The sequence below is a fragment of the Pseudomonas sp. NPDC089569 genome (genome assembly GCF_050280625.1).
Classification (GTDB): Bacteria; Pseudomonadota; Gammaproteobacteria; order Pseudomonadales; family Pseudomonadaceae; genus Aquipseudomonas.
In genome coordinates this window covers 1-25,441 of sequence record NZ_JBNNVQ010000030.1, presented here as the reverse complement: position 1 = coordinate 25,441, position 25,441 = coordinate 1, and the positions used below count along the sequence as shown (strand labels likewise).

Annotated in this window: 18 protein-coding genes and 3 pseudogenes; 14 read left to right on the top strand and 7 right to left on the bottom strand. The window is 61.9% G+C overall.

Features of this window, described 5'->3' with window-relative positions; genetic code table 11:
• Positions 1 to 91: 91 nt before the first annotated feature.
• A complete protein-coding gene (locus ACQKP2_RS14535; RefSeq protein WP_427577343.1) occupies positions 92 to 1,243 on the bottom strand; it encodes an MFS transporter in 1,152 nt (383 codons plus the stop codon).
• A gap of 167 nt (positions 1,244 to 1,410) precedes the next feature.
• On the opposite strand from ACQKP2_RS14535, the gene ACQKP2_RS14530 reads away from it, so the two are divergent.
• Entirely contained in the window at positions 1,411 to 2,403 is a 993-nt protein-coding gene (locus ACQKP2_RS14530) for a diaminopimelate epimerase (RefSeq protein ID WP_427577342.1), read from the top strand.
• A gap of 103 nt (positions 2,404 to 2,506) precedes the next feature.
• On the opposite strand, the gene codA is transcribed toward ACQKP2_RS14530, so the two are convergent.
• The 3 genes from codA to ACQKP2_RS14515 all read right to left on the bottom strand — a co-directional run bounded on the left by codA (position 2,507) and on the right by ACQKP2_RS14515 (position 5,441).
• On the bottom strand, positions 2,507 to 3,751 hold the full coding sequence (gene codA, locus ACQKP2_RS14525; protein ID WP_427577341.1) for a cytosine deaminase: 1,245 nt from the start codon (positions 3,749 to 3,751) through the stop codon (positions 2,507 to 2,509).
• 178 nt (positions 3,752 to 3,929) lie between these two features.
• Positions 3,930 to 4,286: a 6-carboxytetrahydropterin synthase QueD gene (gene queD, locus ACQKP2_RS14520; RefSeq protein WP_003223505.1), complete on the bottom strand. Its 357-nt coding sequence runs from the start codon at positions 4,284 to 4,286 to the stop codon at positions 3,930 to 3,932.
• Between the two features lie 75 nt (positions 4,287 to 4,361).
• Positions 4,362 to 5,441, bottom strand: a complete 1,080-nt coding sequence (locus ACQKP2_RS14515) for a patatin-like phospholipase family protein (RefSeq protein ID WP_427577339.1) — start codon at positions 5,439 to 5,441, stop codon at positions 4,362 to 4,364.
• A gap of 285 nt (positions 5,442 to 5,726) precedes the next feature.
• Here ACQKP2_RS14515 and ACQKP2_RS14510 point away from each other — a divergent pair, with 285 nt between their 5' ends.
• From ACQKP2_RS14510 to ACQKP2_RS14500, 3 genes are read left to right on the top strand one after another with little or no spacing between them, the layout of a single operon-like run.
• Entirely contained in the window at positions 5,727 to 5,996 is a 270-nt protein-coding gene (locus ACQKP2_RS14510) for a PepSY domain-containing protein (RefSeq protein WP_427577387.1), read from the top strand.
• 3 nt (positions 5,997 to 5,999) lie between these two features.
• Positions 6,000 to 6,668 carry a response regulator transcription factor gene (locus ACQKP2_RS14505; protein WP_427577338.1) on the top strand — a complete coding sequence of 223 codons (669 nt, stop codon included), beginning with the start codon at positions 6,000 to 6,002 and terminating at the stop codon, positions 6,666 to 6,668.
• Positions 6,665 to 7,981, top strand: a complete 1,317-nt coding sequence (locus ACQKP2_RS14500; RefSeq protein ID WP_427577337.1) for a sensor histidine kinase — start codon at positions 6,665 to 6,667, stop codon at positions 7,979 to 7,981. The genes ACQKP2_RS14505 and ACQKP2_RS14500 overlap by 4 nt, the downstream gene beginning before the upstream one ends.
• Before the next feature lie 147 nt (positions 7,982 to 8,128).
• On the opposite strand, the gene ACQKP2_RS14495 is transcribed toward ACQKP2_RS14500, so the two are convergent.
• The 3 genes and pseudogenes from ACQKP2_RS14495 to ACQKP2_RS14485 all read right to left on the bottom strand — a co-directional run.
• Complete coding sequence (locus tag ACQKP2_RS14495) at positions 8,129 to 9,805, bottom strand: MFS transporter (RefSeq protein ID WP_427577336.1); 1,677 nt, start codon at positions 9,803 to 9,805, stop codon at positions 8,129 to 8,131.
• A 248-nt stretch (positions 9,806 to 10,053) separates the two neighbouring features.
• A pseudogene (locus ACQKP2_RS14490) lies at positions 10,054 to 10,593 on the bottom strand (methyl-accepting chemotaxis protein); the annotation flags it as partial.
• Positions 10,594 to 10,911: 318 nt separating this feature from the next.
• Positions 10,912 to 11,982, bottom strand: a pseudogene (locus ACQKP2_RS14485) (PDC sensor domain-containing protein); the annotation flags it as partial.
• 554 nt (positions 11,983 to 12,536) lie between these two features.
• Between ACQKP2_RS14485 and ACQKP2_RS14480 the strand changes: the two are divergent.
• The 10 genes and pseudogenes from ACQKP2_RS14480 to ACQKP2_RS14435 form a co-directional block, all read left to right on the top strand.
• Positions 12,537 to 13,853: a Na+/H+ antiporter family protein gene (locus ACQKP2_RS14480; RefSeq protein ID WP_427577334.1), complete on the top strand. Its 1,317-nt coding sequence runs from the start codon at positions 12,537 to 12,539 to the stop codon at positions 13,851 to 13,853.
• A gap of 286 nt (positions 13,854 to 14,139) precedes the next feature.
• Complete coding sequence (locus ACQKP2_RS14475) at positions 14,140 to 15,822, top strand: methyl-accepting chemotaxis protein (RefSeq protein WP_427577333.1); 1,683 nt, start codon at positions 14,140 to 14,142, stop codon at positions 15,820 to 15,822.
• 136 nt (positions 15,823 to 15,958) lie between these two features.
• A complete protein-coding gene (locus tag ACQKP2_RS14470; protein ID WP_427577332.1) occupies positions 15,959 to 16,969 on the top strand; it encodes an aspartate-semialdehyde dehydrogenase in 1,011 nt (336 codons plus the stop codon).
• Between the two features lie 205 nt (positions 16,970 to 17,174).
• A complete protein-coding gene (locus ACQKP2_RS14465) occupies positions 17,175 to 19,832 on the top strand; it encodes a FimV/HubP family polar landmark protein (RefSeq protein ID WP_427577331.1) in 2,658 nt (885 codons plus the stop codon).
• A gap of 292 nt (positions 19,833 to 20,124) precedes the next feature.
• The gene (truA, locus tag ACQKP2_RS14460) at positions 20,125 to 20,949 is read left to right on the top strand and encodes a tRNA pseudouridine(38-40) synthase TruA (RefSeq protein ID WP_427577386.1); all 825 of its coding nucleotides are present in this window, start codon (positions 20,125 to 20,127) and stop codon (positions 20,947 to 20,949) included.
• A 63-nt stretch (positions 20,950 to 21,012) separates the two neighbouring features.
• Positions 21,013 to 21,636 (top strand): phosphoribosylanthranilate isomerase, encoded by a 624-nt coding sequence (locus ACQKP2_RS14455; RefSeq protein WP_427577329.1) that lies wholly within the window; start codon positions 21,013 to 21,015, stop codon positions 21,634 to 21,636.
• 225 nt (positions 21,637 to 21,861) lie between these two features.
• Positions 21,862 to 22,782 carry an acetyl-CoA carboxylase, carboxyltransferase subunit beta gene (gene accD, locus ACQKP2_RS14450; RefSeq protein ID WP_427577327.1) on the top strand — a complete coding sequence of 307 codons (921 nt, stop codon included), beginning with the start codon at positions 21,862 to 21,864 and terminating at the stop codon, positions 22,780 to 22,782.
• The gene (folC, locus tag ACQKP2_RS14445) at positions 22,779 to 24,086 is read left to right on the top strand and encodes a bifunctional tetrahydrofolate synthase/dihydrofolate synthase (protein WP_427577326.1); all 1,308 of its coding nucleotides are present in this window, start codon (positions 22,779 to 22,781) and stop codon (positions 24,084 to 24,086) included. The genes accD and folC overlap by 4 nt, the downstream gene beginning before the upstream one ends.
• Positions 24,070 to 24,735 (top strand): SPOR domain-containing protein, encoded by a 666-nt coding sequence (locus tag ACQKP2_RS14440; RefSeq protein WP_427577325.1) that lies wholly within the window; start codon positions 24,070 to 24,072, stop codon positions 24,733 to 24,735. Before folC ends, ACQKP2_RS14440 begins: the two co-directional genes overlap by 17 nt.
• A 98-nt stretch (positions 24,736 to 24,833) precedes the next feature.
• Positions 24,834 to 25,346, top strand: a pseudogene (locus ACQKP2_RS14435) (CvpA family protein); the annotation flags it as partial.
• Positions 25,347 to 25,441: the final 95 nt, after the last annotated feature.

Sequence of the window (25,441 nt, the reverse complement as noted above, 5' to 3'; positions counted from 1 at the left end):
CCATTACAGACGAAATGATTGTTTCGCCTGATACACCGTCTTCGCGGGCAAGCCTCGCTCCTACGGGGGGTGGTGTCTGTTGGGTGAGGTTTCAGGCCTTCAACACCTTCCCGCCAATCGCCACCGCCAGCAGCAACAGCGCCATCAAGCCGAAGGCGAAACTCAGGCTGCTGCCATGGGCGATGAAGCCGATCATCGCAGGCCCCGCGAGGATCCCGGCGTAGCCGAGGGTCGTGATGGCCGGTACGGCGATGCTTTCGGGCATGACCTTCTGCTTGCCCACGGCGGTGTACAGCACCGGGACAATGTTCGAGCAGCCGGCACCCAGCAGTGCGTAACCCGCCAGCGCCGCTTCCCAGCTCGGGACGAATGTCGCCAGTAACAGGCCGACTGCCGCTGTCGCCCCACCGAAGACAATCACCCGTGTCGCGCCCAGGCGATGCACGACGGCGTCACCGGTCAATCGACCGGCCGTCATGGTCAGGGCAAACGCGGCGTAACCCAATCCGGCATAGGCCTTGTCGATCCCGCGCTCCTGAGCCAGGAACACGGCGCTCCAATCCAGGGCTGCGCCTTCGGCGAGGAACACGATAAAGCACATCCCGCCGATGAACAGCACGATGCCATGGGGAACGGCAAACGCCGGCCCCGAATGCTCACCGGCATAGGGCAGAAGATGCGGTACTGCTTTGATGAAGGCGATCAGCAGCAGGGCGATCACCACCAGCATGGCGCCAAAAGGCGAAAGCCCGAGACCGAGCAATCCGCTGACACCTGCCGCACCGACGATTCCACCCAGGCTGAACATGCCGTGAAAGCCCGACATCATGGTCTTGCCGCTGGCCCGCTCGACGATCACCGCTTGCAGGTTCACCGTCGAATCCACGGTGCCAAGCCCGGCACCGAACAAAAACAAGGCGGTAATCAATGCCGGGATCGACGACACCGATGCCAACAACGGCAAGGCGATACAGATCAGCAATGTCCCGCCGCTCGCCACTTTGCGACAACCGAAGCGTGTGGCCAGCACGCCGGCCATGGGCATCGCCAGAATCGATCCAACCCCCAGGCACAGCAGCAACAAACCGAGGGTGCCTTCGTCCAGCCCGGCCCTGGCCTTGGCGTAGGGCACCAGTGGGGCCCACGCGGCGATACCGAAACCGGCGATGAAGAACGCGATGCGCGTGGACATTTGTTCCAGGCGCCCTGGAACGAAAGAGGTCTGGGTGTTGAGGTCGGTCATATCGATCCCTGGCAAAAAACGTCGCACCCCAAGGGACACTGATCGGGGGCGGGGGTTCGATCAGTGCCGGCGGGGTTTTGTGCTCCGACAATTGGATATCCTTGCACAGCCGGGGCGTGTTTCGCGATATGTTGGGGCAGACCATTCATTGCGACAGGGAGCGCGTCATGGCGCACACGTACGATGCACGAGGCAATATCTACCGGGTTGTGGCGCCGCAGGAGCTGCGCAGCCTGGGCATCGATGTGCCCGATCAGGCCGGCACCGCTGCAAAAAACCGTGACACCTGGGCGCTGGCGGCCATCGACGCCTGCTGTTCCTGGGCACCGGGTACACAACCACCCGGCAGCAAGGATCATTGCAGCGACGGATTGCTGGTGGGGCCGTTCCAGTCGGCGCCGCCTTTCGATCTGTTGATCGTGAATACCGACGGCACCCTGGCCGAACGTAGCGGCAACGGGCTGACGATCTTTTCCCAGGCACTCAGCGATCAGGGGCTTGTGCCGAAGGACCAGGCGTTTGTGCTCCGCGTGCACCACGACAAGGCAGATACGCCTTCACCGGGACAAACCTCGGTAAAAGCGGCGCAGGTGGGGGGTGTCGATGGTTTCTGGCTGGATCTGGGCAAACCCGGTTTCGGTCCTGAAGCGGTCAGCGCGCAGGGGGTTGGCAGCGCGATGTTCAATGGGCGCGAACTGAGCCATGTTTCGCCATTGGCCGCGCTCGACGGTGCCTGGTCGCGCAGCCAGTTTGTGCGGGTCGGCAATCCGCATTGCGTGACGTTGGTGGATAACATGAACGCGTTGCCCGCCAATGAGCGGATGCGTGAGCCGGGATTGTCCGAGGGCCTGACGCGTATCGCCTATGCCATGCCGGCAGGCGCGGGGCGGCCGTGTCCGGCGGGGATCAACCTGCAATGGGCGATGCATGGGGGCGGACAGCAAGTGATCGCGCGGGTGTTCGAACGGGGCGAAGGGCCGACCGCTTCCTCCGGCACCAGCGCCAGTGCGGTGGCGTGTGCGGCCTGGCGGGTGGGGTGGGTGACTGCCGGGGAAGTGAAGGTGACGATGCCCGGGGGCACGGCGCCGATTCTGCTGGAGGAAGAGCAGGGGGAGTTGAGTCGGGTCAGCCTGTTTGGTACGGCGCGGTTGATGGGTTGAGTCTGAAATTGCCATCGCGAGCAGGCTCGCTCCCACAGGTTTTGTGAACGGCATAAAAAACCTGTAGGAGCGAGGCTTGCCCGCGAATGAGCCGCCGCAGATTTCAGCTCGGACCGACGAACTCCACCACCGGCATGCTCCGCTTCATCAACACCTTGCCCCCACGAATCGAATACAGCGGCAACCCCTGGCTGCGGATGACTTCGTAATCGCTTTGCGCCGACAGTATCAGCAGATTCGCCGGTCGCCCCGGTTCCAGCCCGTAGCGGTCACCCAGGGCCAGTGCCCTGGCGCTGTTATCGGTGACCAGGTCCAGTGCGCTTTGCAGGTTGCGGTAGCCGAGCATGTGACAGACATGCAGGCCGGTTTCCAGAACCCGCAAAATGTTGCCATTACCCAGCGGATACCAAGGGTCGACGACCGAGTCCTGGCCGAAGCATACGTTCATCCCCGCTTCGAGCAATTCGTTGACCCGAGTCACGCCCCGGCGTTTGGGAAAATTGTCGAAACGCCCTTGCAGGTGAATGCTCTCGGTGGGGCAGGACACGAAACTGATGCCCGAGTGACCGAGCAGGCGGAACAGCTTGGCGCAGTAGGCGTTGTCGTAGGAGCCCATGGCGGTGGTGTGGCTGGCGGTAACCCGCGAGCCCATGCCGCGGCTGCGGGCTTCCTCTGCCAGCACTTCGAGAAAGCGCGAATGCGGGTCGTCGGTTTCATCGCAATGCACATCCACCAGGCAACCGGTGCGCTCGGCCAGGTCCATCAGGAATTTCACCGAACTGACGCCCTGATCGCGGGTGTATTCGAAGTGCGGAATGCCACCGACCACATCCGCGCCCATGTGGATCGCTTCTTCCATCAGATCCCGGCCATTGGGATAGGACTCGATGCCTTCCTGGGGGAAGGCGACGATTTGCAGGTCGATCAGATGGCGGCTTTCCTCGCGGATGTCGAGCATCGCCTTCAGCGCAGTCAGTTGCGGGTCGGTCACGTCGACGTGGGTGCGCACGTGCTGGATACCGTGGGCCGCGAGGGCCTGGATGGTTTTCCAGGCGCGGGTCTTGGTGTCTTCCAGCGTAACGGTGGCTTTGCGCTCGCCCCAGCATTCGATGCCTTCGAACAGCGTGCCGCTCATGTTCCAGCGAGGCTCGCCGGCCGTCAGTGTGGCGTCGAGGTGGATGTGGGGTTCGACAAAGGGCGGTACGACCAGGTTGCCGCCGGCGTCCAGGTCGTCGGGCCCCAGGGTCGGGGCTTCGGTCTGCCGGGCGATGCTGCTGATCAGGCCGTTTTCCAGGTGCAGCTCATGCAGGCCTTCCTGATTACGCAGCCGGGCATTGATGATGTGCATGAGGCAGATCCTTGTAGAGAAAGCGGGCAGACACTATCTCTACATTAGCCCGGCTGTAGCAACCCCGTGTAGGAACGAGCAAGCTCGCGATGGACGACGGAGCGCCGCGGGGTGTCAGGCCGCCAGCGTCATCGTTGACGTCCATCGCGAGCATGCTCGCTCCTACAGGTTTGCGGGCTTACTCGCCGCGATAGATGCAACCGCTGGTGCAGGTTTCGTGAATGCGGATGGCACTCAGCTCCGGCAGCAGTGGCTTCATTTCATTCCAGATGAACTTGGCCAGGACTTCACTGGTCGGGTTTTCCAGGCCTGGAATATCGTTCAGGTAGTTGTGGTCCAGACGCTCGTACAGCGGCTTGAAGATCGCCTTGATCTCGGAGAAGTCGCGGATCCAGCCGGTGTGCGGATCGAGGTCGCCGCTGAGGTGAATCGCCACCTTGAAGGAGTGGCCGTGCAGGCGTCCGCACTTGTGGCCGTCCGGGACGTGAGGCAGGCGATGGGCGGACTCGAAGGTAAACTCTTTGAAGATTTCCACGGTTTTTTCAGCTCTGTTGAAGTGGCGTTCGCCGCAGCGATTCGGGCAGGCGGCGAGTTTAACAGCTTGTCCTGACTAAAGGGTCAGCAAGCGCTCGCCAAGGCGACCATTGGCGGCCAGTTCCAGGAATTCATCGCCCAGGCGACGGCTTTCATCCATCGCTGCGCGCCAGTATTTCTGTCGACTTTGGGCATCACCCATGAAGCGCTTGAAGTCGTTGCGATCAGGCAGTTTGCCGTAGGGCAGGCGCGACAGATATTCCTTCGATGGCGCCAGCAACAGCACATTCTGCAGGCGCGCGGGGCAGGCGCGGCGCCAGGGCAGGGTTTTGTCGAACCAGCCGGGAATGATCCGGTCGGTGAAATGCGGGTAGAGCACGATGTCATCGCCGCTGTAGGGCAGATCCAGGTGATAGTCCAGCAAGCCGCCGTCGCGGAACGTGCCGGCGCCGGCACCGGGAAGGTCGCGTACTCCTTCCATCACCATCGGGATCGAGCCCGAGGCAAGCAGGGCCTGGCGCAGGTTGCCGGTACCCAGGGCGACGAAGCGCGACGGGAAATCGTTCAGTGCATTGACCGGCGGTGCCAGGCGCGGATCGTGCAGGATCAGGCGTTCGAAGTGTCGCGCCAGGCGGGCGCGCCCGCGCAGGTTGTCGGCGATCACCGACGACAGTCCCAGACCCAGACGGCCGCGATGATCGTCCGCGAGCAAACCATGGCTTTTGACCACCATGATGTTCAGGCGATAGTGGGCGTTGTCGAGGAGGGCGGCGTCGCGGCCGTCGAGCAAGTCATCGAGCATGCGCCGCGAACTCTGGCTGATCTGCGCCATGGTCACGCCCTTGGCGAAGTTCTGTTCGGTGTAGAGATGGCCGAGGCGGCGGATGCCTTCGGCGGCGTCCGGCAGGCAGGCACTGGCGAAACGCCAGGAACCGACCGACGCACCGATCAGCGAACGTTCGCGCGGTGCCGACGGTAGCCATTGGCCGAACAAGGCCAGGTCCAGCCCTTGAATGCCCAGTGCCTTCGGACCGCCCGCCGCACCCGGCAGCGTACCGACGTCGGCGGCTTGCAGGCCGTTTTCACGTATGCGTGCAAAGGCACGTGGGCCGGCCTTGAGGGTGAGGGAGGGAAACTTGATGTGAATGGCGGTCATACCGGTCTCGAATATGGGCAAGCGGGCCGATTATAAACATCTTGGGGAAGCAGTGACCCTGTGGGAGCCGGCTTGCCGGCGAAGGCGGTGTTTGCGTCACATCGATGTTGGACGTGCAAATGCCATCGCAGGCAAGCCGGCTCCCACAGGATGGGTGTGGTTGTCACCAATGATGGCAATTCAGCTTCAGTTAAGTTCATATCGCTAAGGTGCAGCCGCAGGCAACACCTGACATAGATGGAGTCACCCATGAAAAACCTGCCAGGCCTGTTAGTCGCGTCCGTCATGGGCCTGACCGTCGGCCTCGCCCATGCCCGCGACCTCGATCAGGACCAAGCCCTGCGCCTGCGCCAGCAAGGGGTGATCCTGCCGCTTGAGCAACTGCTGCAACTGGCGCTGGATCGCTATCCGGGGGCCAAGCTGCTGGAGGCGGAGCTTGAGCAAAAGCACGGTACCTACATTTATGATGTCGAGCTGCTGACCGCTGAAGGGGTGGTTCGCGAACTCGATCTCGATGCCGCCACTGGCCGTTTGCTCAAAGACAAGGAAGATTGAACGATGCGATTGCTGCTGGTGGAAGACCACGTGCCTTTGGCCGATGAACTGACGGTCGGCCTCAATCGCCAGGGGTATGCCGTCGATTGGCTGGCCGATGGGCGCGACGCCGTGCATCAGGGCGCCAGCGAGCCCTATGACTTGATCATCCTTGATCTTGGCCTGCCAGGGTTGCCCGGGCTTGAGGTGCTGGCCCGCTGGCGTGCCGACGGATTGGCCACGCCGGTGCTGATTCTGACGGCCCGCGGTTCCTGGGCCGAGCGCATCGAAGGGCTCAGGGCCGGAGCCGACGATTACCTGACCAAGCCGTTCCATCCCGAAGAATTGCACCTGCGGGTCCAGGCGCTGTTACGCCGCTCCCATGGCCATGTCAATCAACCGACCCTCAATGCGGCAGGATGGCAACTGGATGAACGGCGCCAATGCGTGGCCCGTGACGGCGTGGACGTGCAACTGACCGCGGCTGAATTTCGTCTGTTGCGTTACTTCATGCTTCACCCACAGCAGATCCTCTCGAAAACCCATCTGGCCGAACATCTCTATGACGGTGAAACCGAACGCGACTCCAACGTGTTGGAAGTCCACGTCAATCACTTGCGCCGCAAACTTGGGCGCAGCGTGATCGAAACCCGTCGCGGCCAGGGCTACCTGTTCGGCGGGCAAATGCCGTGAGGTCGATCCAGCGCCGCCTGAGCCTGGGCCTGATCAGCGTGATGGTGGTCGTCGGTCTGGTGCTGGCGCAAGCCAGCCTGTGGCTGTTCGAAATAGGATTGCAGCGCTACCTCGAAGCCGGGTTGCGCAACGACAGCGAGAGTCTGTTGATGGCAGTGGTGCGCGGCCCTGAAGGCTTGCAGCTTGATGAGCGGCGCTTGCCGCCGGCCTATCAACGACCGTTTTCCGGGCATTATTTCCACATCGATTTTGCCGACACTCAATGGCGGTCCCGTTCGCTGTGGGATCGAGAACTGCCGCGTCTGGAGCATCCCGGCCTGCAGGGCAATCTGCAATTGGGACCCGAAGGCCAGCAATTGCTGGTGTTGCGTTCGGACTATCGGCGCCTGGGGCAGTCAGTTTCCATCAGTGTCGCGCAGGACTACACGCCGGTGCGCCAAAGCTTTCGCCGCATGCAGCAGGTGGGACTCGCCCTGGGGCTGGCCGGGTTGCTGCTGATTCTGGTGTTGCAACGGATCACCGTGCGTCGTGCCCTGCGTCCGCTGGAAAGGGCTCGCAAACAGATTGCGCAATTGCAACAGGGCCAGCGCTCGCAACTTGACGATCAGGTGCCCGTGGAGCTCGAGCCGCTGGTGGCGCAAATCAACCACTTGCTCAACCACACCGAAGACAGTCTCAAGCGTTCGCGCAATGCCCTGGGCAATCTCGGTCATGCCTTGAAAACCCCTTTGGCGGTGTTGCTGAGCCTGGCCTCAAGCGAGCAGCTCGATACGCACCCGCAACTGCGCAAGACCTTAAGGGAGCAACTGGAACAGGTTGAGCGGCGGCTCAACCGCGAACTGACCCGCGCACGGTTGTCCGGTGATGCGCTGCCTGGCGCCTTGTTTGACTGCAGCACCGAATTGCCGGGCTTGCTGGCCACATTGACAGTGATTCACGGCGAACACCTGAACCTGAGCTTTTGCGCTCCGCCCGACCTGCGCTTGCCGTGGGATCGTGAGGACCTGCTGGAACTGCTCGGCAATCTATTGGACAACGCCTGCAAATGGGCGGACGCCGAAGTTCGGGTGACGGTGGTCGAGACGGTGCAAGGATTCGAGCTGAGCGTGGAAGACGACGGCCCCGGCATCCCCGAAGAGCGCCGCGATCAGGTCGTGAGCCGCGGCGCACGACTGGATGAGCAGACTGCCGGCCATGGGCTGGGCCTGGGCATCGTGCGCGATATTGTCGAGGCCTGGGGTGGGGATTTGCGCCTGCAGGACAGCGAGTGGGGTGGGTTGAAGGTGCTGGTCGAGTTGCCGGCGCGCTCCTGAATTTTCACCGCCGCCCTGTGGGAGCGGGCTTGCCCGCGATAGCTGAGTGTCAGTCGCCATCAATGTTATATGACCCACCGCTATCGCGGGCAAGCCCGCTCCCACAGGGGGTGTGTGATCCCCGAGAGAGCGGGCAGCCTCCCGGCCTCAGCTGTGATGAATCTCCCGATCCTTGGTTTCCGGCATGAAGAAAATGCCCAGAACGGCGGTCATCACCGCAATGACGATGGGGTACCACAGCCCGTAATAGATATCGCCTGTGGCCGCGACCATGGCGAAGGCTACCGTAGGCAGGAAACCGCCGAACCAGCCGTTGCCGATGTGATAGGGCAACGACATCGAGGTGTAGCGGATGCGTGCCGGAAACAGCTCCACCAGCCAGGCGGCAATCGGGCCGTATACCATGGTCACGTAGATCACCAGAATCGTCAGGAGCAGCAGCACCATCGGATAGTTGGTCTTTGCCGGGTCGGCTTTTTCAGGGTAACCGGCGTCCTTCAACGCGGTGGCCAGGGTGGCGGTGAATGCATCGTTCTGCGCCTTGAAGTCGGCGGCCGGCATGCCGGTGCCTTCGAAACTCTGGATCACTTTGTCGCCAATGCGCACCTGCGCGACCGTACCCGGTTCGGCCTTCACGTTCTGATAGGGAATGGCTCGCTTGGCCAGTACCGTCTTGGCCAGGTCACAGGAACTGGTGAATTTGGCCTTGCCCACCGGGTCGAACTGGAACGAGCACTGGTCCGGATTGGCGATGACCGTGACCGGGTTCTTCTCCTGGGCAATGAACACGTCGGGGTTACCGTACTGGGTCAAGGCGTGGAAGATCGGGAAGTAGGTGAGCGCCGCGAGGATGCAGCCGGCCATGATGATGCCCTTGCGGCCGATGCGGTCGGACAGGCTGCCGAAAATCACGAAGAACGGCGTGCCGATGAGCAGGGAACCGGCAATCAGCAGGTTGGCGGTTTGCGGATCGATCTTGAGTGTCTGTAGCAGGAAAAACAGCGCATAGAACTGTCCGGTGTACCAGACCACGGCCTGGCCGGCAGTGCCGCCGAGCAGGGACATGATGACGACCTTGAGATTTTCCCAGCGGGCGAAAGACTCGGTCAGCGGCGCCTTGGAAGCCTTGCCCTCTGCCTTCATTCTCTGGAACACCGGCGATTCGCTGAGTTGCAGGCGGATGTACACCGAGATGATCAGCAGCAGGATCGACAGCAGGAACGGAATTCGCCAGCCCCAGGCTTCGAAGGCCTCGGTGCCCAGGGCGGTGCGGCAGGCCAGGATCACCAGCAACGACAGAAAAAGGCCGAGGGTCGCGGTGGTTTGAATCCACGAGGTGAAGAAGCCACGTTTGCCTTTGGGCGCATGTTCGGCCACGTAAGTGGCCGCACCGCCGTACTCACCGCCAAGCGCCAGCCCTTGCAACAAGCGCAGGCTGATCAGGATGACCGGTGCCGCCACGCCAATCGTGGCGTAGTTGGGCAGCATGCCCACGACGGCGGTGGAGACACCCATGATGATGATGGTGATGAGGAACGTGTGTTTGCGTCCGATCATGTCGCCCAGCCGGCCAAACACAATGGCTCCGAAGGGGCGGACGGCGAAGCCCGCAGCGAAGGCCAGCAGGGCGAAGATGAAGGCGGTGGTTTCGTTGACGCCGGCAAAGAAGTGCTTGGCGATGATGGCGGCGAGGGAGCCGTAGAGATAAAAGTCGTACCACTCGAACACGGTGCCCAGGGACGAGGCGAAGATGACCTTGCGTTCCTCCCTGGTGATTCCGTGATGGGGGGCGCTGCCGGTGGATGTGTTGTCGATTGCCGCCATGGGGTTTCTCCGTTGTTCTTGTTCAGGCCGGAGCACCTTCATATTCTTATTGCCGCACCCTGGCCCTGGGGCTGATGTCATCGGACTTCCTGAAGCATAATCGGCTTCCGTCAGATATCCACTCGGGCACAAAAACCTGTAGGAGCGAGCAAGCTCGCGATGGTCGTCAACGACTACGCGGGCTGTCTGAATGCACGCGGTGGCTGAACTTGCATCGCGAGCGTGCTCGCTCCTACAGGGAGAGGGGGTTAGACGCGGAACTGATCCATCAGGCTCTGTTGCTGATTGGCCAGGCTGTTGAGCGACTGGCTCACCCGTGCCGACTCCTGGGCTTGCCCCGACAGCGACTCGGTCACGTCGCGAATGGTGGCCACGTTGTTGTTGATCTCCTCGGCCACCGCGCTCTGTTCCTCGGCGGCGCTGGCAATCTGCAGGTTCATGTCGCTGATCACGGTCACCGCATCGCCGATCTGTCGCAGCGCCGTCACGGCCTGGCCGACCTGTTCGACACTGCCCTGGGCCAGGCGATGACTGTTGCCCATCGAGTCGACCACATCCTGGGTACCGCCTTGCAGTTGTTCGATCACCAGGCGGGTTTCCTCGACCGACTCCTGGGTACGCCGTGCCAGGTTGCGCACTTCGTCGGCGACCACGGCAAAACCGCGTCCGGCTTCACCGGCACGAGCCGCTTCGATGGCTGCGTTGAGCGCCAGCAGGTTGGTCTGCTCGGCGATGGAGCGGATCACTTCCAGGACCGATCCGATCTTCTCGCTGTTGGCGGCCAGACCTTCGATCTGCACCATCGCTGCGCTCATGTCGGCGGCCAGGTTGTCGATGCTGGCGGTGGTGCGGTCGATAACGGTCAAGCCCTGGCGGGTGGCCTGGTCGGCATCCCGTGCCGCTTGTGCTGCCTGCGCGGCGCTGCGGGCGACGTCCTGGGCGGTGGCGCTCATCTCATGCGACGCGGTGGCAACCTGGTCGACCTGGCGATACTGCTGCTCCATGCCGGCGCTGGTCTGGGTGGCGATGGCCGATGACTGGTCCGCCGTGCCGCGGGCGTCCTGCACCGAGCGTTTGACCTCGGCGATGATCGGTTGCAGCTTGTCGAGGAAACGGTTGAACCAGCCGGCCAGTTGGCCCAGTTCATCCTTTTTGTCATAGGCCAGGCGGCGGGTCAGGTCGCCTTCGCCGCTGGCGATGTCTTCGAGCATGTGGGCCACGCCGAGGATCGGTTTGGTCACGCTGCGAGCCATCAACCACACCAGCAACAGGCCGATCAACGCGGCCAGTACACCCAGGCTGAGTTCGGTCAGGGTGCCGGCGGTGTTGCTTTCATCCAGTTGGTTTTTCAGTGCCTGGGCAGGGCCGACGAGGACTTTCTCCGGTACGTCGAGCAATACGCCCCAGGCTTTGCCGTCCGGGATCGGCTGGAAGGGCGCCATGACCTTGAGCTGCTGATCTCTGTGCAGGCTGGAGGTCTTGTTGATGCCGGCCAGCATGCGCATGAGTTCGCCACCGGTGCTCTTGTCCACCGCCTCCAGGCGCTGGCTGAGTTTGCTCGCATCCGGGCTGTAACCGGCGAGCAGGCCGGCGGGGCTGATGATGCTGACACTGGTCTGGCCGTCATAGAGCTTCTTGCTGGCGTTCTGGCTGACCGCTTGCAGGCTGTTGAGGTTGATGTCCACCGACAGCGAGGCGATGAGCTTGCCTTTGTTCATCAACGGAAAAACGATGCTGGTCATCAGTACGTTCTGGCCGTCGATCACATAGAAGTACGGCTCGATCACGCAAGGCTTGAGGCTGGTGCGCGGGCAGGTGAACCAGGCATTGGCCGCTTCGCCGCTGGGGCCGGTGCTGGTGTCGGCCAGGTCCTTTTCCGGCAATGGCATGGAGGTCAGCTTGCCTGCGGTCGGTTGCGACCAGTACAAGGAAAAACGCCCCTTTTCGTTGCTGCCGATGTCGCTCTGGCCGGCGAACAGTTCGTCCTTGCCGTCCAGCGCGTTGGGTTCGAATACCAGGGACAGGCCGAGCAGTTCGGGGTTGGCTTGCAAGGCCGTCTTGACCTGATGGGTCAGGTCTTCACGCAAATCGAAGGCATCGAGAAAACGCTTTTCGGCCTGATCGCGAAGAAACAGCACCTGCCGGGAAAAACCGTGGCCATATTGATAGGCGTCCATGAACTGCTGGCGAATACCCAGCGCCTGGTTTTCACCCTGGGATTCGATGCGGGCCTGGGCCGCTTCGGTCAACATCTCCATGCTCGAGGCTTTCACCAGCTCGGAACTGTGCTCCATGCGATACAGCGAAAGACCCACCAGCAGGGTCACGATGCCCGCCAGGCACAACCCGGCCAGCAGGGTGATTTTCCATTGAATGGAAAGTTGTCTGATCGACATGGAGACGTCCTTTTTCGATAAATATTTGAGGCTTTGCACTGTAGCGGCAGGGTTGCGGCTTTCTTTATCCCCATCGCCCCTCCCTGTAGGAGCGAGCATGCTCGCGATGCAAGTCCAGCCACCGCGTGCATTCAGACAGCCCGCGTAATCGTTGGCGACCATCGCGAGCATGCTCGCTCCTACAAAGGACTTCACATGACGTGCACGGTGCGCTTTGACATGGGTACGCCCGTGCTGCAAAGTGCGCGCCCTCTAATAAAACCCATTCCTTAATCCGCTGGCGGCTCTTTGCAGACTGCCGGACGGAGTCTTTTCGTTTGTCTCGAGGTAATGAAATGAATGCAGTGATTGCTGCGGTCGGCATCATGCTGATACTCAGCCTGTCCCGCGTGCATGTGGTCATCGCGCTGATCGTCGGCGCGCTGGTGGGCGGCCTGACCGGTGGCCTGGGGATCGAGGCCACGCTCAAGGCCTTCAACAGCGGCCTGGGTGGCGGGGCTACGGTGGCACTGTCCTATGCGTTGCTGGGTGCTTTCGCCGTGGCCATTGCCAAGTCCGGCCTGGCCCATGCCCTGGCGGACAAGGCATTGGCCCTGGTCGATCGCCATCACGCCACGGGCGGCGGGCAGGTCAAGTGGTTGCTGATTGGCCTGCTGTGGGTGGTGGCCATTGCTTCGCAGAACCTGCTGCCGATTCATATCGCCTTCATTCCGTTGCTGGTGCCTCCTCTGTTGTATGTGCTGACCCGGTTGCAACTGGACCGCCGCTTGATTGCCTGTGTCATCACGTTCGGCCTGATCACCCCGTACATGTTCCTGCCGGTGGGCTTCGGCAACATCTTCCTCAACGAGATCCTGCTGGCAAACGTCGCCCGCAGCGGCGTGGACATCAGCGGCATCAATGTCACGCACGCCATGGGCATTCCGGCGCTGGGCATGCTGGCCGGGCTTGGCGTGGCATTTATCAGCTACCGCAAAAAGCGCGTCTACGATCTGGAAAGGATCGAGCAGGTCGAGCAGGTCGCCGTTCAATACAACCCGTTGAGCCTGATGGTGGCGGGCCTGGCCATCGTTGCAGCGTTCGTCATTCAGCTTTTGCTGGATTCGATGATCATCGGCGCCCTGGCGGGTTTCCTGATTTTTTCGCTGTCGGGCATCGTCAAGTGGCGTGACACCGACGATCTGTTCACCGAAGGCATGAAAATGATGGCGATGATCGGCTTCATCATGATCGCCGCCTCCGGATTCGGCGAAGTGATCAAGGCCACCGGGGACGTACGGGCGCTGGTCGAGGCTTCGGCTGCGTGGATCGGCCACAGCAAGGCCATCGGCGCCATGTTGATGCTGCTGGTGGGGCTGCTGGTGACCATGGGGATCGGTTCGTCGTTCTCCACCGTGCCGATTCTGGCGGTGATTTTCGTGCCGTTGTGCGTGCAACTGGGGTTCAGCCCGATTGCCATCGTGTGCATCGTCGGCACGGCGGGAGCGCTTGGCGATGCCGGTTCGCCTGCCTCGGACTCCACCCTCGGCCCGACGTCCGGCCTCAACATCGACGGTCAGCACCACCACATCTGGGACACCGTGGTCCCGACGTTCCTGCATTACAACCTGCCGTTGCTGGCGTTCGGCTGGCTGGCGGCGATGGTGCTCTGATTTCACCCCCCCCCCGTAGGAGCCAGGCTTGCCGGCGAACCGGGCACCGCGGTGTTTCTGTCGCACCGTGTCATCGTTCTTCGTCGGCAAGCCTGGCTCCTACAGCGAAGGCGCCCTTGAAATCGCCTTCGCCTGTAGGAGCGAGGCTTGCCCGCGAACCGGGCAGCGGGGTGTTTCTGTCGCACCGTGTCATCGTTCTTCGCCGGCAAGCCTGGCTCCTACAGTTTTACGTTGATGTGCCGTTAACGCCTTTAACCACGCCAACAAAATCAGAAGGGTGAACGTCATGCGCATGAGCCTGAAGGCTAAAGTCCTGTCCCTTGCCGTCCTCCCGGTGTTGCTCTTTGCGCTGGTCATCAGCCTGACCACCTTGTTCATTCTCCAGGGCCAGGCCCGCCACGAGGTCGAGGAAACCCGCGAGCGGCTGCTCAGTGACGCCAAGGCCACTCTGCAAAGTTATGTTGCCGTGGCCATGACCACGATCAAGCCGCTGTACGACGCTGCCGCCCCCGGCGATAACGCGGCGCGAACCCAGGCGATCAAGCTGCTGTCGAGTATTGCCTACGGCAAGGAGGGCTACTTCTTTGCCTACGACTCCAACATCGTGCGCCTGTTCAAGGCCAACAGCCCCGAAGGCGTGGGCCAGAGCTTCAAGGACAATCGCGATCCGAACGGTGTCTATGTCAACCGTGACCTGGTGAAAGTCGCCAAGGACGGTACCCATTACCTGCAATACAGCTCGCCGTTGCCGGGCAACAGCCAGGTGCTGGTGCCCAAGCTGGGGTACACCGAATACCTGTCCAAGTGGGACATGGCCGTCGGTACCTCGGTGAACCTCGACGGTATCGAAGCGCAGGTGGCCGAAGTCGAGGCTTCGGTTCACGAACGCATGCAAGGCGTGGTGCTGAGCATCGTCGGTGTGGCCGTGGTGGTTCTCGTTTTGATCGCGGTGGCCGGGATGCTGCTGGCCAACACCATTTTGCGTCCTCTGAACCTGATGAAAGCCAATCTCGACGACATCGCGGCAGGCGAGGGCGACCTGACCCGTCGCCTGGCTATCACCAGCCAGGATGAACTGGGCGAACTGGCCGGTTCCTTCAACCGCTTCGTCGACAAGATCCACGGCCTGGTCCGTCAGATCACTGAAATGACGTCGCAACTGACCGGGCTGGTGAATCAGGTTTCCGACCAGGCCCACCGCTCGGACCAGGCCATGGAGCGCCAGCGTCACGAGACCGATCAGGTCGCCACGGCCATCAATGAGATGTCTGCCGCCGCGCAGGAAGTGGCCAAGAGTGCGCAAAACGCCGCAGTGGCTGCCCGGCAGACCGACGAAGAGGGGCAGGCCGCCAAGCGTGTGGTGGCCGGCAGCATTGTGAAAATTCATGCGTTGGTCGATGACATCCGCAGCAGCGGTGCTTCCCTCGACAGCCTGCAAAAAGATGTGTCCTCGATTGTCAGCGTGCTCGGAGTCATCCGCTCGATTGCCGAGCAAACCAACCTGCTGGCGCTCAACGCGGCCATCGAAGCGGCCCGTGCCGGCGAAGCCGGGCGTGGCTTTGCAGTGGTGGCCGATGAGGTCCGGGCACTGGCCAGTCGCACGCAAATCAGCACCCAGGAAATCCAGGGCATGATCGACCGCTTGCAGGCCGGAACCCAGTCGGCGGTGCAAGCCATGCGTCGTTCCAGCGAGGCCGGTGACGGCACCTCGGCACAGGCCAATGAGGCGGGCGCGTCCCTGGACGCCATGGCGCAGTTGATCGCCACCATCAATTCGATGAACGCACAGATCGCCAGTGCCGCCGAAGAGCAGACGGCCGTGGCCGAAGAGATCAATCGCAGCGTGCATCAGATTGCAGTGGCGGTGGACAACGTCGCCGACGAAACCCAACTCGGCGCGCAAACCTCGCGTAGCCTCGCCGATCTGGGGCAGCGCCTGGGCAAATTGGTGGGACAGTTCCGTATCTGACCGATGTCGTCGAAGCGATGGGCAACACACTGCGTCCGATAAGGCAGGGCAGGCGCCGCCTGTCCTGCCTCGAATTGCCTGTGCGCCGGTCACCTTGTAAAGTGCCGCTCCCCGCCGTTTCGCCAGAGGTAAAACCATGAGCCAGTCCCTTGATATTGCCGTGATCGGCGCCACCGGTACCGTCGGCGAAACGCTTGTGCAGATTCTTGAGGAGCGCGACTTTCCGGTCGGCGATCTGCACCTGCTGGCCAGCAGCGAATCGGCGGGCAGTTCGGTACCGTTTCGCGGCAAGAACGTGCGTGTGCGCGAGGTCGACGAGTTTGACTTCGGCAAGGTGCAGCTGGCGTTCTTTGCGGCCGGGCCGGCCGTCACCCTGAGTTTTGCCGCGCGTGCCACGGCCGCGGGCTGCTCGGTCGTCGACCTGTCCGGTGCCTTGCCGGCCGACCAGGCGCCGCAAGTAGTGCCGGAAGCCAATGCGCAGGTGCTGGCCGGCCTGCAGAAACCGTTTCGGGTCAGCAGCCCGAGCCCGTCGGCCACCACGCTGGCCGTGGTCCTGGCTCCATTGCTCGACAGGCTCGATCTGCAGCGCATCAACGTAACGGCGAGCCTTGCCGTCTCTGCCCTTGGGCGCGAAGCGGTGACCGAGCTGGCGCGTCAGACCGCCGAGTTGCTCAACGTGCGTCCGCTGGAACCGACCTTTTTTGACCGGCAAATGGCGTTCAATCTGCTGGCTCAGGTGGGCAAGCCGGACGATCAAGGGCATACATTGCTGGAAAAGCGCCTGGTGCGGGAGCTGCGTCAGGTCCTGAGGCAGCCGTCATTGAAGATTTCCGTCGCCTGCATTCAAGCCCCGGTGTTTTTTGGCGATAGCTTTAACGTAACCCTGCAATGTGCCAGCGACATCGATTTGTCGAGCGTCAACGCTGCCCTGGAGGATGCTCCGGGCATCGAGCTGGTGGAGGCCGGTGATTACCCGACCCCCGTCGGCGATGCGGTAGGGCAGGATGTCGTCTATGTGGGGCGGGTGCGCCACGGTATCGACGACCTGTCGGAACTAAATCTGTGGCTGACGTCAGATAACGTACGCAAGGGCGCCGCGCTCAACGCTGTGCAACTGGCTGAGTTGTTGATAAAAGACCTGCTGTAAAAGATACTTGCAACAATTTTTCAATGGTTCCGGGCGAGCGCTATGCTTGGGCGGAATGCTGAAGGCGAGCCACCCTGCGGGGCTTTCCGGGGCATGCACGAAACGATCGCGCGCGACGACTCTTCGTCGGCGCGCGCAATGCCTTACGGCAGCGGCAATCATCACCTTCTCGCTGGCCGAGGAATGTTCAAACTAAGGATGAGCTATGGTTCAAGTTCGCAAACTGGTGTTAGCAATAGCGGCCGCCTCGGCGCTGTCCTCCGGTATGGCGCATGCCCTCGGGCTCGGGGAACTGACCCTGAAGTCGACGCTCAACCAGCCGCTGGTGGCGGAAATCGAATTGCTCGACGTCAAGGAGCTGACCGCTGCCGAAGTGGTGCCGAGCCTGGCTTCGCCTGAGGATTTCGCCAAGGCGGGCGTCGATCGCCAGGCGTTCCTCAACGACTTGACCTTTACCCCGGTGTTGAACGCCAGTGGCAAAAGCGTGCTGCGTGTAACCTCCAGCAAGCCGCTTGCCGAACCGATGGTGAAATTCCTGGTTCAGGTGATGTGGCCCAACGGTCGCTTGCTGCGCGATTACAGTGTGCTGCTCGATCCGTCCAAGTTCTCCCCTCAAACGGCGGAAGCGGCCACGCAGACTGCGCCGGCGCAAAGCGTGACGTCGCCGGTCACCGGTGCAGGCAAGCCGTCTCAATACACCACCACGCCACGAGACACCCTTTGGGAAATCGCCGCGAAGGCGCGTAATGGCGGTTCGATCCAGCAAACCATGCTGGCCATTCAGGCGCTGAACCCCGATGCCTTTATCGACGGCAACATCAACCGCCTGAAAACCGGGCAGGTTCTGCGTCTGCCGGATCAGGCGCAAAGCACCAGCCTGCCGCAGCCCAAGGCCATTGCTGAAGTGGCTGCGCAGAACACCGCGTGGCGCCAGGGCCGCCGCTATGTCGCCAAGCCCGCTACCGGGCGGCAGCAACTCGATGCCACCAAGCGCGGCCGCGCCGAAGCGGTGTCGCCTCAGGCCGGCAAGGACAATCTGAGCCTGGTTTCCGCCGAGTCCGGCAAGGCGCGCGGCAAAGGCAAGGCAGGCGATGCCAAGGCATTGAGCAACAAGCTTGCGGTCACTCAGGAAAGCCTCGACACGACCCGTCGTGACAATGCAGAGCTGAAAAGTCGCATTTCCGATCTGCAAAGCCAGATGGACAAGCTGCAACGCCTGATCGAGCTGAAAAACAATCAACTGGCCAAGTTGCAGGCCGAAGGTGCCGCCGAAACGCCGGCAGTTGCTCCTGTCGCGCCTGTTCCGGCGATCACCGCTGAACTGGCACCCAATCCGGCGCCAACGCCCGCCGAGCCTGTGCCGGCAGCCCCGGCTGTTGCGACGCCAGAGACTGCTGCGGCGCCGGCCGAGCAACCAGCCGAACCGAAACGGGTGGTCGAGGAGCGACAGTTCAACGACCTGCTGACTGATCCATGGCTGCTTGGCCTGGCAGGTGGCGGGGCGGTGGTTGCACTGCTGTTGCTGCTGTTGCTGGCCCGTCGCCGCAAGGCGCAGCAGGAAGCCGAGAAGCACCTGCGCATGGCCCGCGCGCTTGCTGAAGAGCAAGCGTTTCCCTCGGATCTCGATCTGCCGCAAAGCAGCTTCGAAGGTCTGGAGGTTCCAGCGCCAAGCGTGAAACTGACCACCCCAGCCCCAGCCCCAGCCCCAGCCCCAGCCCCAGCTCCTGTGGTTGCTCCGGTTGTGGTCACGCCACCCATCGCCGCGCCGTTGGTGGCTCCGGCTGCCGAGCGTTCCGACGACGTCCTCAGTCAGGCTCAGTCGCACATCGCTGCCGGTCGCCTGAATCAGGCCGCCGCGCTGCTGGAAGAGGGTGTCAAGCAAGAGCCGCAGCGCAGTGATGTGCGTCTCAAGCTGATGGAAGTCTATGGCCAGCAAGGCGACCGTGATGCGTTCGTCGGGCAGGAACGGCAATTGGTCGCCAATGGCGACAACTTTGCCCAGGTCGAAAAACTGAAAAGCCGTTTCCCGGCCATGGCGCTCGTCGCAGCCGGTGGCATCGCCGCGGCTGCCGTCGCCGCGCAGATGGATGCGCAATACGTCAAGGATCTGTTGAAGGACGAGCCACAAGCCCCGGCAGCGGCTGATGACGACCTTGATAGTGCGTTCGATCTGAGCCTGGATGATCTGGACAACATCGTACCGGCGGCTCCAGCCCCTGCTCCAGCTCCCGCTCCGTTGCTGGAGCCCGAGCCGCAAGCGGCGTCGCTGGATGATCTGGAAGATTTCCCGCTGGACGACGATCTGAGCTTTGAATCGGTGCTGCAGCAACAGACTGAAATCAAGGAAAGCCTCGACGACCTGTCGGACTTCGATCTGGATCTGGATCTGGGTGCCGAGCCTTCCACGGCATCCCTGGGTGAAGACGATTTCCTGCTGGACCTGGATGAGGGTGTCAAGGACTTGCCTGCCGCTCAAGCGCCAGCAGCCCCGCAGGTGACGCTCGACGATCTGGAGTTGCCGGCCGATTTCGACCTGTCGCTGGCCGATGAGCCGGATGCTTCGCCGGCTCCGGATGCGTTTGCCGCCGAGCTGGATGACGTCAACGCCGAGCTGGATCGTTTGTCCCAGAGCATCAGTGAGCCGAGTTTCACGATGGATGATGCGCTGGCTTCCGTGGATGACGAGCCGGAATTCGATTTCCTGTCCGGCACCGACGAAGTCGCTACCAAGCTCGATCTGGCCCAGGCCTACATCGACATGGGGGACAACGACGGCGCCCGGGATATCCTCAACGAAGTGGTAAGCGAAGGGGATGACGGCCAGAAGAGCGAAGCCAGGGAGATGCTTTCCCGCCTGGCTTGAGTCCTCGAAATAGATGCAGACAAAACGGCAGCCCGGTGAGGCTGCCGTTTTTGTTTGTGGGGAAGATGTCAGTGTCTGTCGGGATTTTATCGCGAGCAGGCTCGCTCCCACATTGGGCCTTTGTTCACAGAGCGAATGTGGGGCGGGCCTCGTTCCGACTAAGGCGCAATTTCAGGCGGCACAGTATCCATGGTTGTGCTGGCGTCTGCGCCCAAGCGCCTTATAATGCCGGCCTTTGCGTACATCAGCAGGCTGTCACACCTTGGCAAATATAGATAACCCGGAAGCGGAAATGGCGGCCGATGGCTTTTTCCGGATCGCGTTGGGCGTTGAATACAAAGGCTCGCGTTATCGAGGCTGGCAGCGCCAGGCCTCCGGCGTGCTCACCGTACAGGAAACCCTTGAGCAGGCCTTGTCCAAGGTTGCCGATTCACCGGTTTCGTTGCTCTGCGCCGGGCGTACGGACGCCGGCGTGCACGCATGCGGACAAGTGGTGCATTTCGATACTCAGGTCGAGCGTTCGATGAAGGCCTGGGTCATGGGGGCCAACATCAATTTGCCCCACGATGTCAGCGTCAGCTGGGCCAAGGTCATGCCGGCGCATTTTCATGCGCGGTTCAAGGCCATCGCCCGACGCTATCGGTACGTGATCTACAACGATCAGATCCGTCCGGCGCACCTGAACGAAGAAATCACCTGGAATCACCGTCCGCTGGACGTTGAGCGCATGGCCGAGGCCGCGCAATACCTGGTAGGCACCCACGATTTCAGTGCCTTCCGTGCCGGACAGTGCCAGGCCAAGTCCCCGATCAAGGAATTGCATCACCTGCGCGTCACGCGACACGGCAAGATGATCGTGCTGGATATCCGCGCCAATGCCTTCCTGCATCACATGGTGCGTAACATTGCCGGTGTATTGATGACCATTGGTGCCGGCGAGCGTCCGGTGGAGTGGATGAAGGAAGTGCTGGACAGTCGTATACGCCGTTCCGGCGGTGTCACGGCGCATCCGTTCGGGCTGTATCTGGTGCAGGTCGAGTATCGCGATGAGTTCCAGTTGCCCGAGCGTTTTATCGGGCCGCACTTCCTCACCGGTTTCTCGGAACTTGACGGCTGACGCCCTCGAACGCTTTTGTTACCATCCGGGACTTTCCCGGATTTGCCGTGAGGTTTTATCGACATGTCAGCCGTTCGCAGCAAGATTTGCGGGATTACCCGCTTAGAAGATGCGTTGGCAGCGGTCGAGGCTGGGGCCGATGCCATCGGGTTCGTGTTTTATGCAAAAAGCCCGCGGGCGGTGACGTCCGGGCAGGCACGCGCAATCATTCAGGCGTTGCCGCCGTTCGTCACCACCGTGGGGTTGTTCGTCAATGCCGGTCGTGGCGAGTTGCAGCAGATTCTCGACGCTGTACCGCTGGATTTGCTGCAGTTTCATGGCGATGAAAGTGCCGCTGAATGCCAGGCCTGGCACCGTCCCTATATCAAGGCGTTGCGGGTCAAGGCGGGCGATGACATCGCTGCCGCGTGCGACGCTTATCCGGGGGCCAGCGGGATTTTGCTCGACGCCTATGTCGAAGGCATTCCCGGTGGAACCGGCGAAGCCTTCGATTGGTCATTGATACCGCAGGGCTTGAGCAAGCCGATCATCCTCGCCGGCGGGCTGACTCCGGACAACGTCGCCGAAGCCGTCAAGCAGGTCAGGCCTTATGCCGTGGATGTCAGCGGCGGGGTAGAGGCGAGCAAGGGCATCAAGGATCACGGCAAGATTAGGGCGTTCATCAAGGCAGCACGTAGCGCAACCTAGTGGATGTGACGGCTGGCAGACTGCCGCCGTCCACTGCTCTGTGTAAAACAGGTCGCACTTGCATCAAGCAGGCATGGCTGAGGATTGTTGGGGTTGCACGCAGGTCAGGCTTCGCGCCGATCGTGGCGGCCCATCGATCATCGCCGCACATATGAATTTAGCTCAAGGGCATGCGCGGGGCTGCGAACCAGAGTGTTCGGGTCGCCGGTACTGGAGAAAGAAAGCATGAGCAACTGGTTAGTAGACAAACTGATCCCTTCGATCATGCGTTCCGAGGTCAAGAAGAGCTCGGTGCCTGAAGGTCTTTGGCACAAATGCCCGTCTTGCGAGGCTGTGCTGTATCGTCCGGAGCTGGAAAAGACCCTGGACGTTTGCCCCAAGTGCAATCACCACATGCGTATCGGCGCCCGCGCCCGCATCGATATTTTCCTCGATGTCGAAGGCCGGACTGAGCTGGGGGCGGACCTGGAGCCGGTTGACCGTCTGAAGTTCCGTGACGGCAAGAAGTACAAGGATCGCCTGACCGGTGCGCAAAAGCAGACCGGTGAGAAAGACGCGCTGGTCTCCATGAGTGGCACGCTGCTGGGCATGCCGGTGGTGGTTTCGGCGTTCGAATTCTCCTTCATGGGTGGCTCGATGGGTGCCATCGTCGGCGAGCGCTTCGTGCGCGCTGCCAACTACGCACTGGAGAATCGCTGCCCGATGATCTGTTTCTCCGCTTCCGGCGGTGCGCGGATGCAGGAAGCGCTGATCTCCCTGATGCAAATGGCCAAGACCTCTGCGGTGCTGGCGCGTCTGCGCGAAGAAGGCATTCCGTTCATTTCCGTGCTGACCGATCCGGTCTACGGCGGTGTTTCGGCCAGTCTGGCGATGCTGGGCGACGTGATCGTCGGTGAGCCCAAGGCACTGATCGGTTTCGCCGGTCCGCGCGTCATCGAGCAGACCGTGCGCGAAAAGCTGCCTGAAGGTTTCCAGCGCAGTGAGTTCCTGCTGGAGCATGGCGCAATCGACATGATCATCTCTCGTCAGGAGCTGCGTCCTCGCCTGGGCAACCTGCTGGCACAGATGATGGGCCTGCCGACACCGAAATTCGTCGCCGCGCCGATCGAGCCGGTTGTCGTTCCACCGGTGCCTGCCAACGTATGACCGAGCGCACCCTGGGCGAATGGCTCGCCTACCTTGAGCAGTTGCACCCTTCGGCCATCGATATGGGCCTTGAGCGCTCGCAGCAGGTAGCGTCCCGCATGGGGCTGGGCAAGCCGGCGCCTCGGGTGATCACGGTTACCGGTACCAACGGCAAGGGTTCGACCTGTGCCTTCGTGGCGTCCTTGCTGCGGGCCCAGGGCCTGAAGGTCGGTGCCTACAATTCTCCGCACCTGTTGCGTTACAACGAGCGGGTGCAGATCAACGGCGTCGAAGCTACCGATGCCGAGCTGTGCCAGGCCTTCGCTGCGGTGGAGGCGGGGCGCGGTGATACGTCCCTGACTTATTTCGAAATGGGCACCCTGGCGGCGTTCTGGCTGTTTCAGCAGTCCGGGCTCGATGCAGTGGTGCTTGAAGTCGGCCTGGGTGGACGCCTGGACACGGTCAACGTGGTGGACGCCGACATGGCGCTGGTAACCAGCATTGGCGTCGATCATGCCGACTATCTGGGTGATACCCGCGAATCCGTGGCCTACGAGAAGGCCGGGATCTTCCGTCAGGGTGCACCGGCACTCTGTGGCGACTTGAATCCTCCGCAACCCCTGCTGGACAAGGCGCGCGAACTCAACTGCCCGTTTTACCTGCGCGGGCGTGATTTTGACCTGGGAATCACCGATCACAACTGGCAATGGCGCGGTCTTGATGCTCAGGGGCGTGTTGTCGAGTTGCGTGATCTGCCGCTGCTCGATCTGCCGATGGAAAACGCGGCACTGGCCTTGCAGGCCTATCTGCTGCTCGGTCTGCCTTGGGTGGATGCGCAGATTATCCAGGCGTTGCAAGCCACGCGGGTGGTGGGGCGACTCGACCGTCGGCAGTTCGACTGGCAGGGTAAGCGCCTGAATCTGCTGCTGGATGTCGGGCATAACCCCCATGCGGCGGAGTACCTGGCTCGACGTCTGGCCAGTCGTCCTCCGGTCGGCAAGCGTCTGGCGGTGTTCGGATTGCTGGCGGACAAGGATCTGGAGGGTGTCATTGACGAGTTGGGTGCCAGTATCGAACACTGGGCCGTCGCACCGCTGGACTCGCCACGGGCGCGGCCGGTGGTCGAATTGCATGAGGCGCTGAGCAGGCGCGGTGCTTCTGTAGCGTCTTTTGGGAGTGTGGTTGCCGCCCTGGAAGGGCAGTGCGCGCTGGCGACGAGCGACGACGAAATTCTGTTGTTCGGATCATTTTATTGTGTAGCCGAGGCCCTGGATTGGCTGACTCGGCGCTCCACGGAGGATGCGGCAAATGGCATTGCTGGATAAGGCCTACAAACAGCGCATGGTCGGCGCCCTGGTTCTGGTGGCGCTGGCCGTGATTTTCCTGCCGATGCTGTTTTCCCGTCAGGACGAGCAGCGCGAGATCACGGTCGATGCCCCGGCTGCGCCACAGGCTCCAGCGATGGCGCAGGTCCAGGTTGCACCGGTGGCGGTACCTGAGCCGCAAGCCCTGCCTCAGGAGCCGGTGCCAAGTGACGACGAAGTCGCCCAGGACACGCCGGCGACGCCGCCTGCGCCGGTTGTGCCTGTTCCGGTTCCCGTGCCGGCAGCCAAACCGGCCGCTCCTGCACCGGTTCCGGCGCTGGCCGCCAAGCCCGCAGCCGCGCCTGTCCAGCCCATCAATGTTGCGCCGGGCAAACCGGACACCACGCAAAGCCGCGTCGACGCCAATGGCCTGTCGGTCAGCTGGTCGGTGCAGCTGGCCAGCCTTTCCAGTCGTGAAAGTGCGGAAAAGTTGCAGAAAACCCTGCGCAGCCAGGGTTATAACGCCTATATCCGTTCTGCGGACGGCAAGAATCGGGTGTTTGTCGGGCCGCTGATCGAGCGTGCCGAGGCTGATCGCCTGCGTGACCTGCTGAACCGCCAGCAAAACCTCAAGGGCTTTGTGGTTCGCTTTCAGCCCGAGCGCGGCTGAGTCTATCGACCTGATTTGAAATGCACTGACAATCGCAGCTTACCGATAAGCATGGGCTCTGCTAAAATGCGCCGCCTTATCCGTCTGTAGGCTGCACTGTGCCATTTACCTGGGTTGACTGGGCGATCATAGCAATCATCGCCGTTTCCGCATTGATCAGTCTGAGCCGTGGCTTCGTCAAGGAAGCCCTGTCGCTGGTGACCTGGATCATTGCGGGAGCCGTTGCCTGGATGTTCGGCGGCTCATTGTCCGAATACCTGGGCGGATACATTCAAACACCTTCGGCTCGCGTGATCGCGGGTTGTGCCATCATGTTTGTCGCCACGCTTATCGTCGGCGCAATGATCAATTATCTCATCGGCGAGTTGGTTCGAGTCACCGGGTTGTCCGGGACCGATCGATTCCTCGGCATGGCCTTCGGCGCCGCACGTGGCGTGCTGCTGGTGGTCGTGGCGGTCGGGCTGTTGAGCCTGGGGCCGGTACAGCAGGACGAGTGGTGGAAACAGTCACAGCTCGTGCCAAGGTTTCTATTGGTCGCGGACTGGTCCAAAAACCTGATTCTCGGGTGGAGCAGTCAGTGGCTTGCCAGCGGTATCAGCGTACCCGCTGAACAAAATAGGCCCATCGGAATAGAACAGGCCCTGAGCCAAATGGCTCAGGGCCTTTTTCATGCCTGCAATTTGCTTTCGCACCCTATCGGTACAGG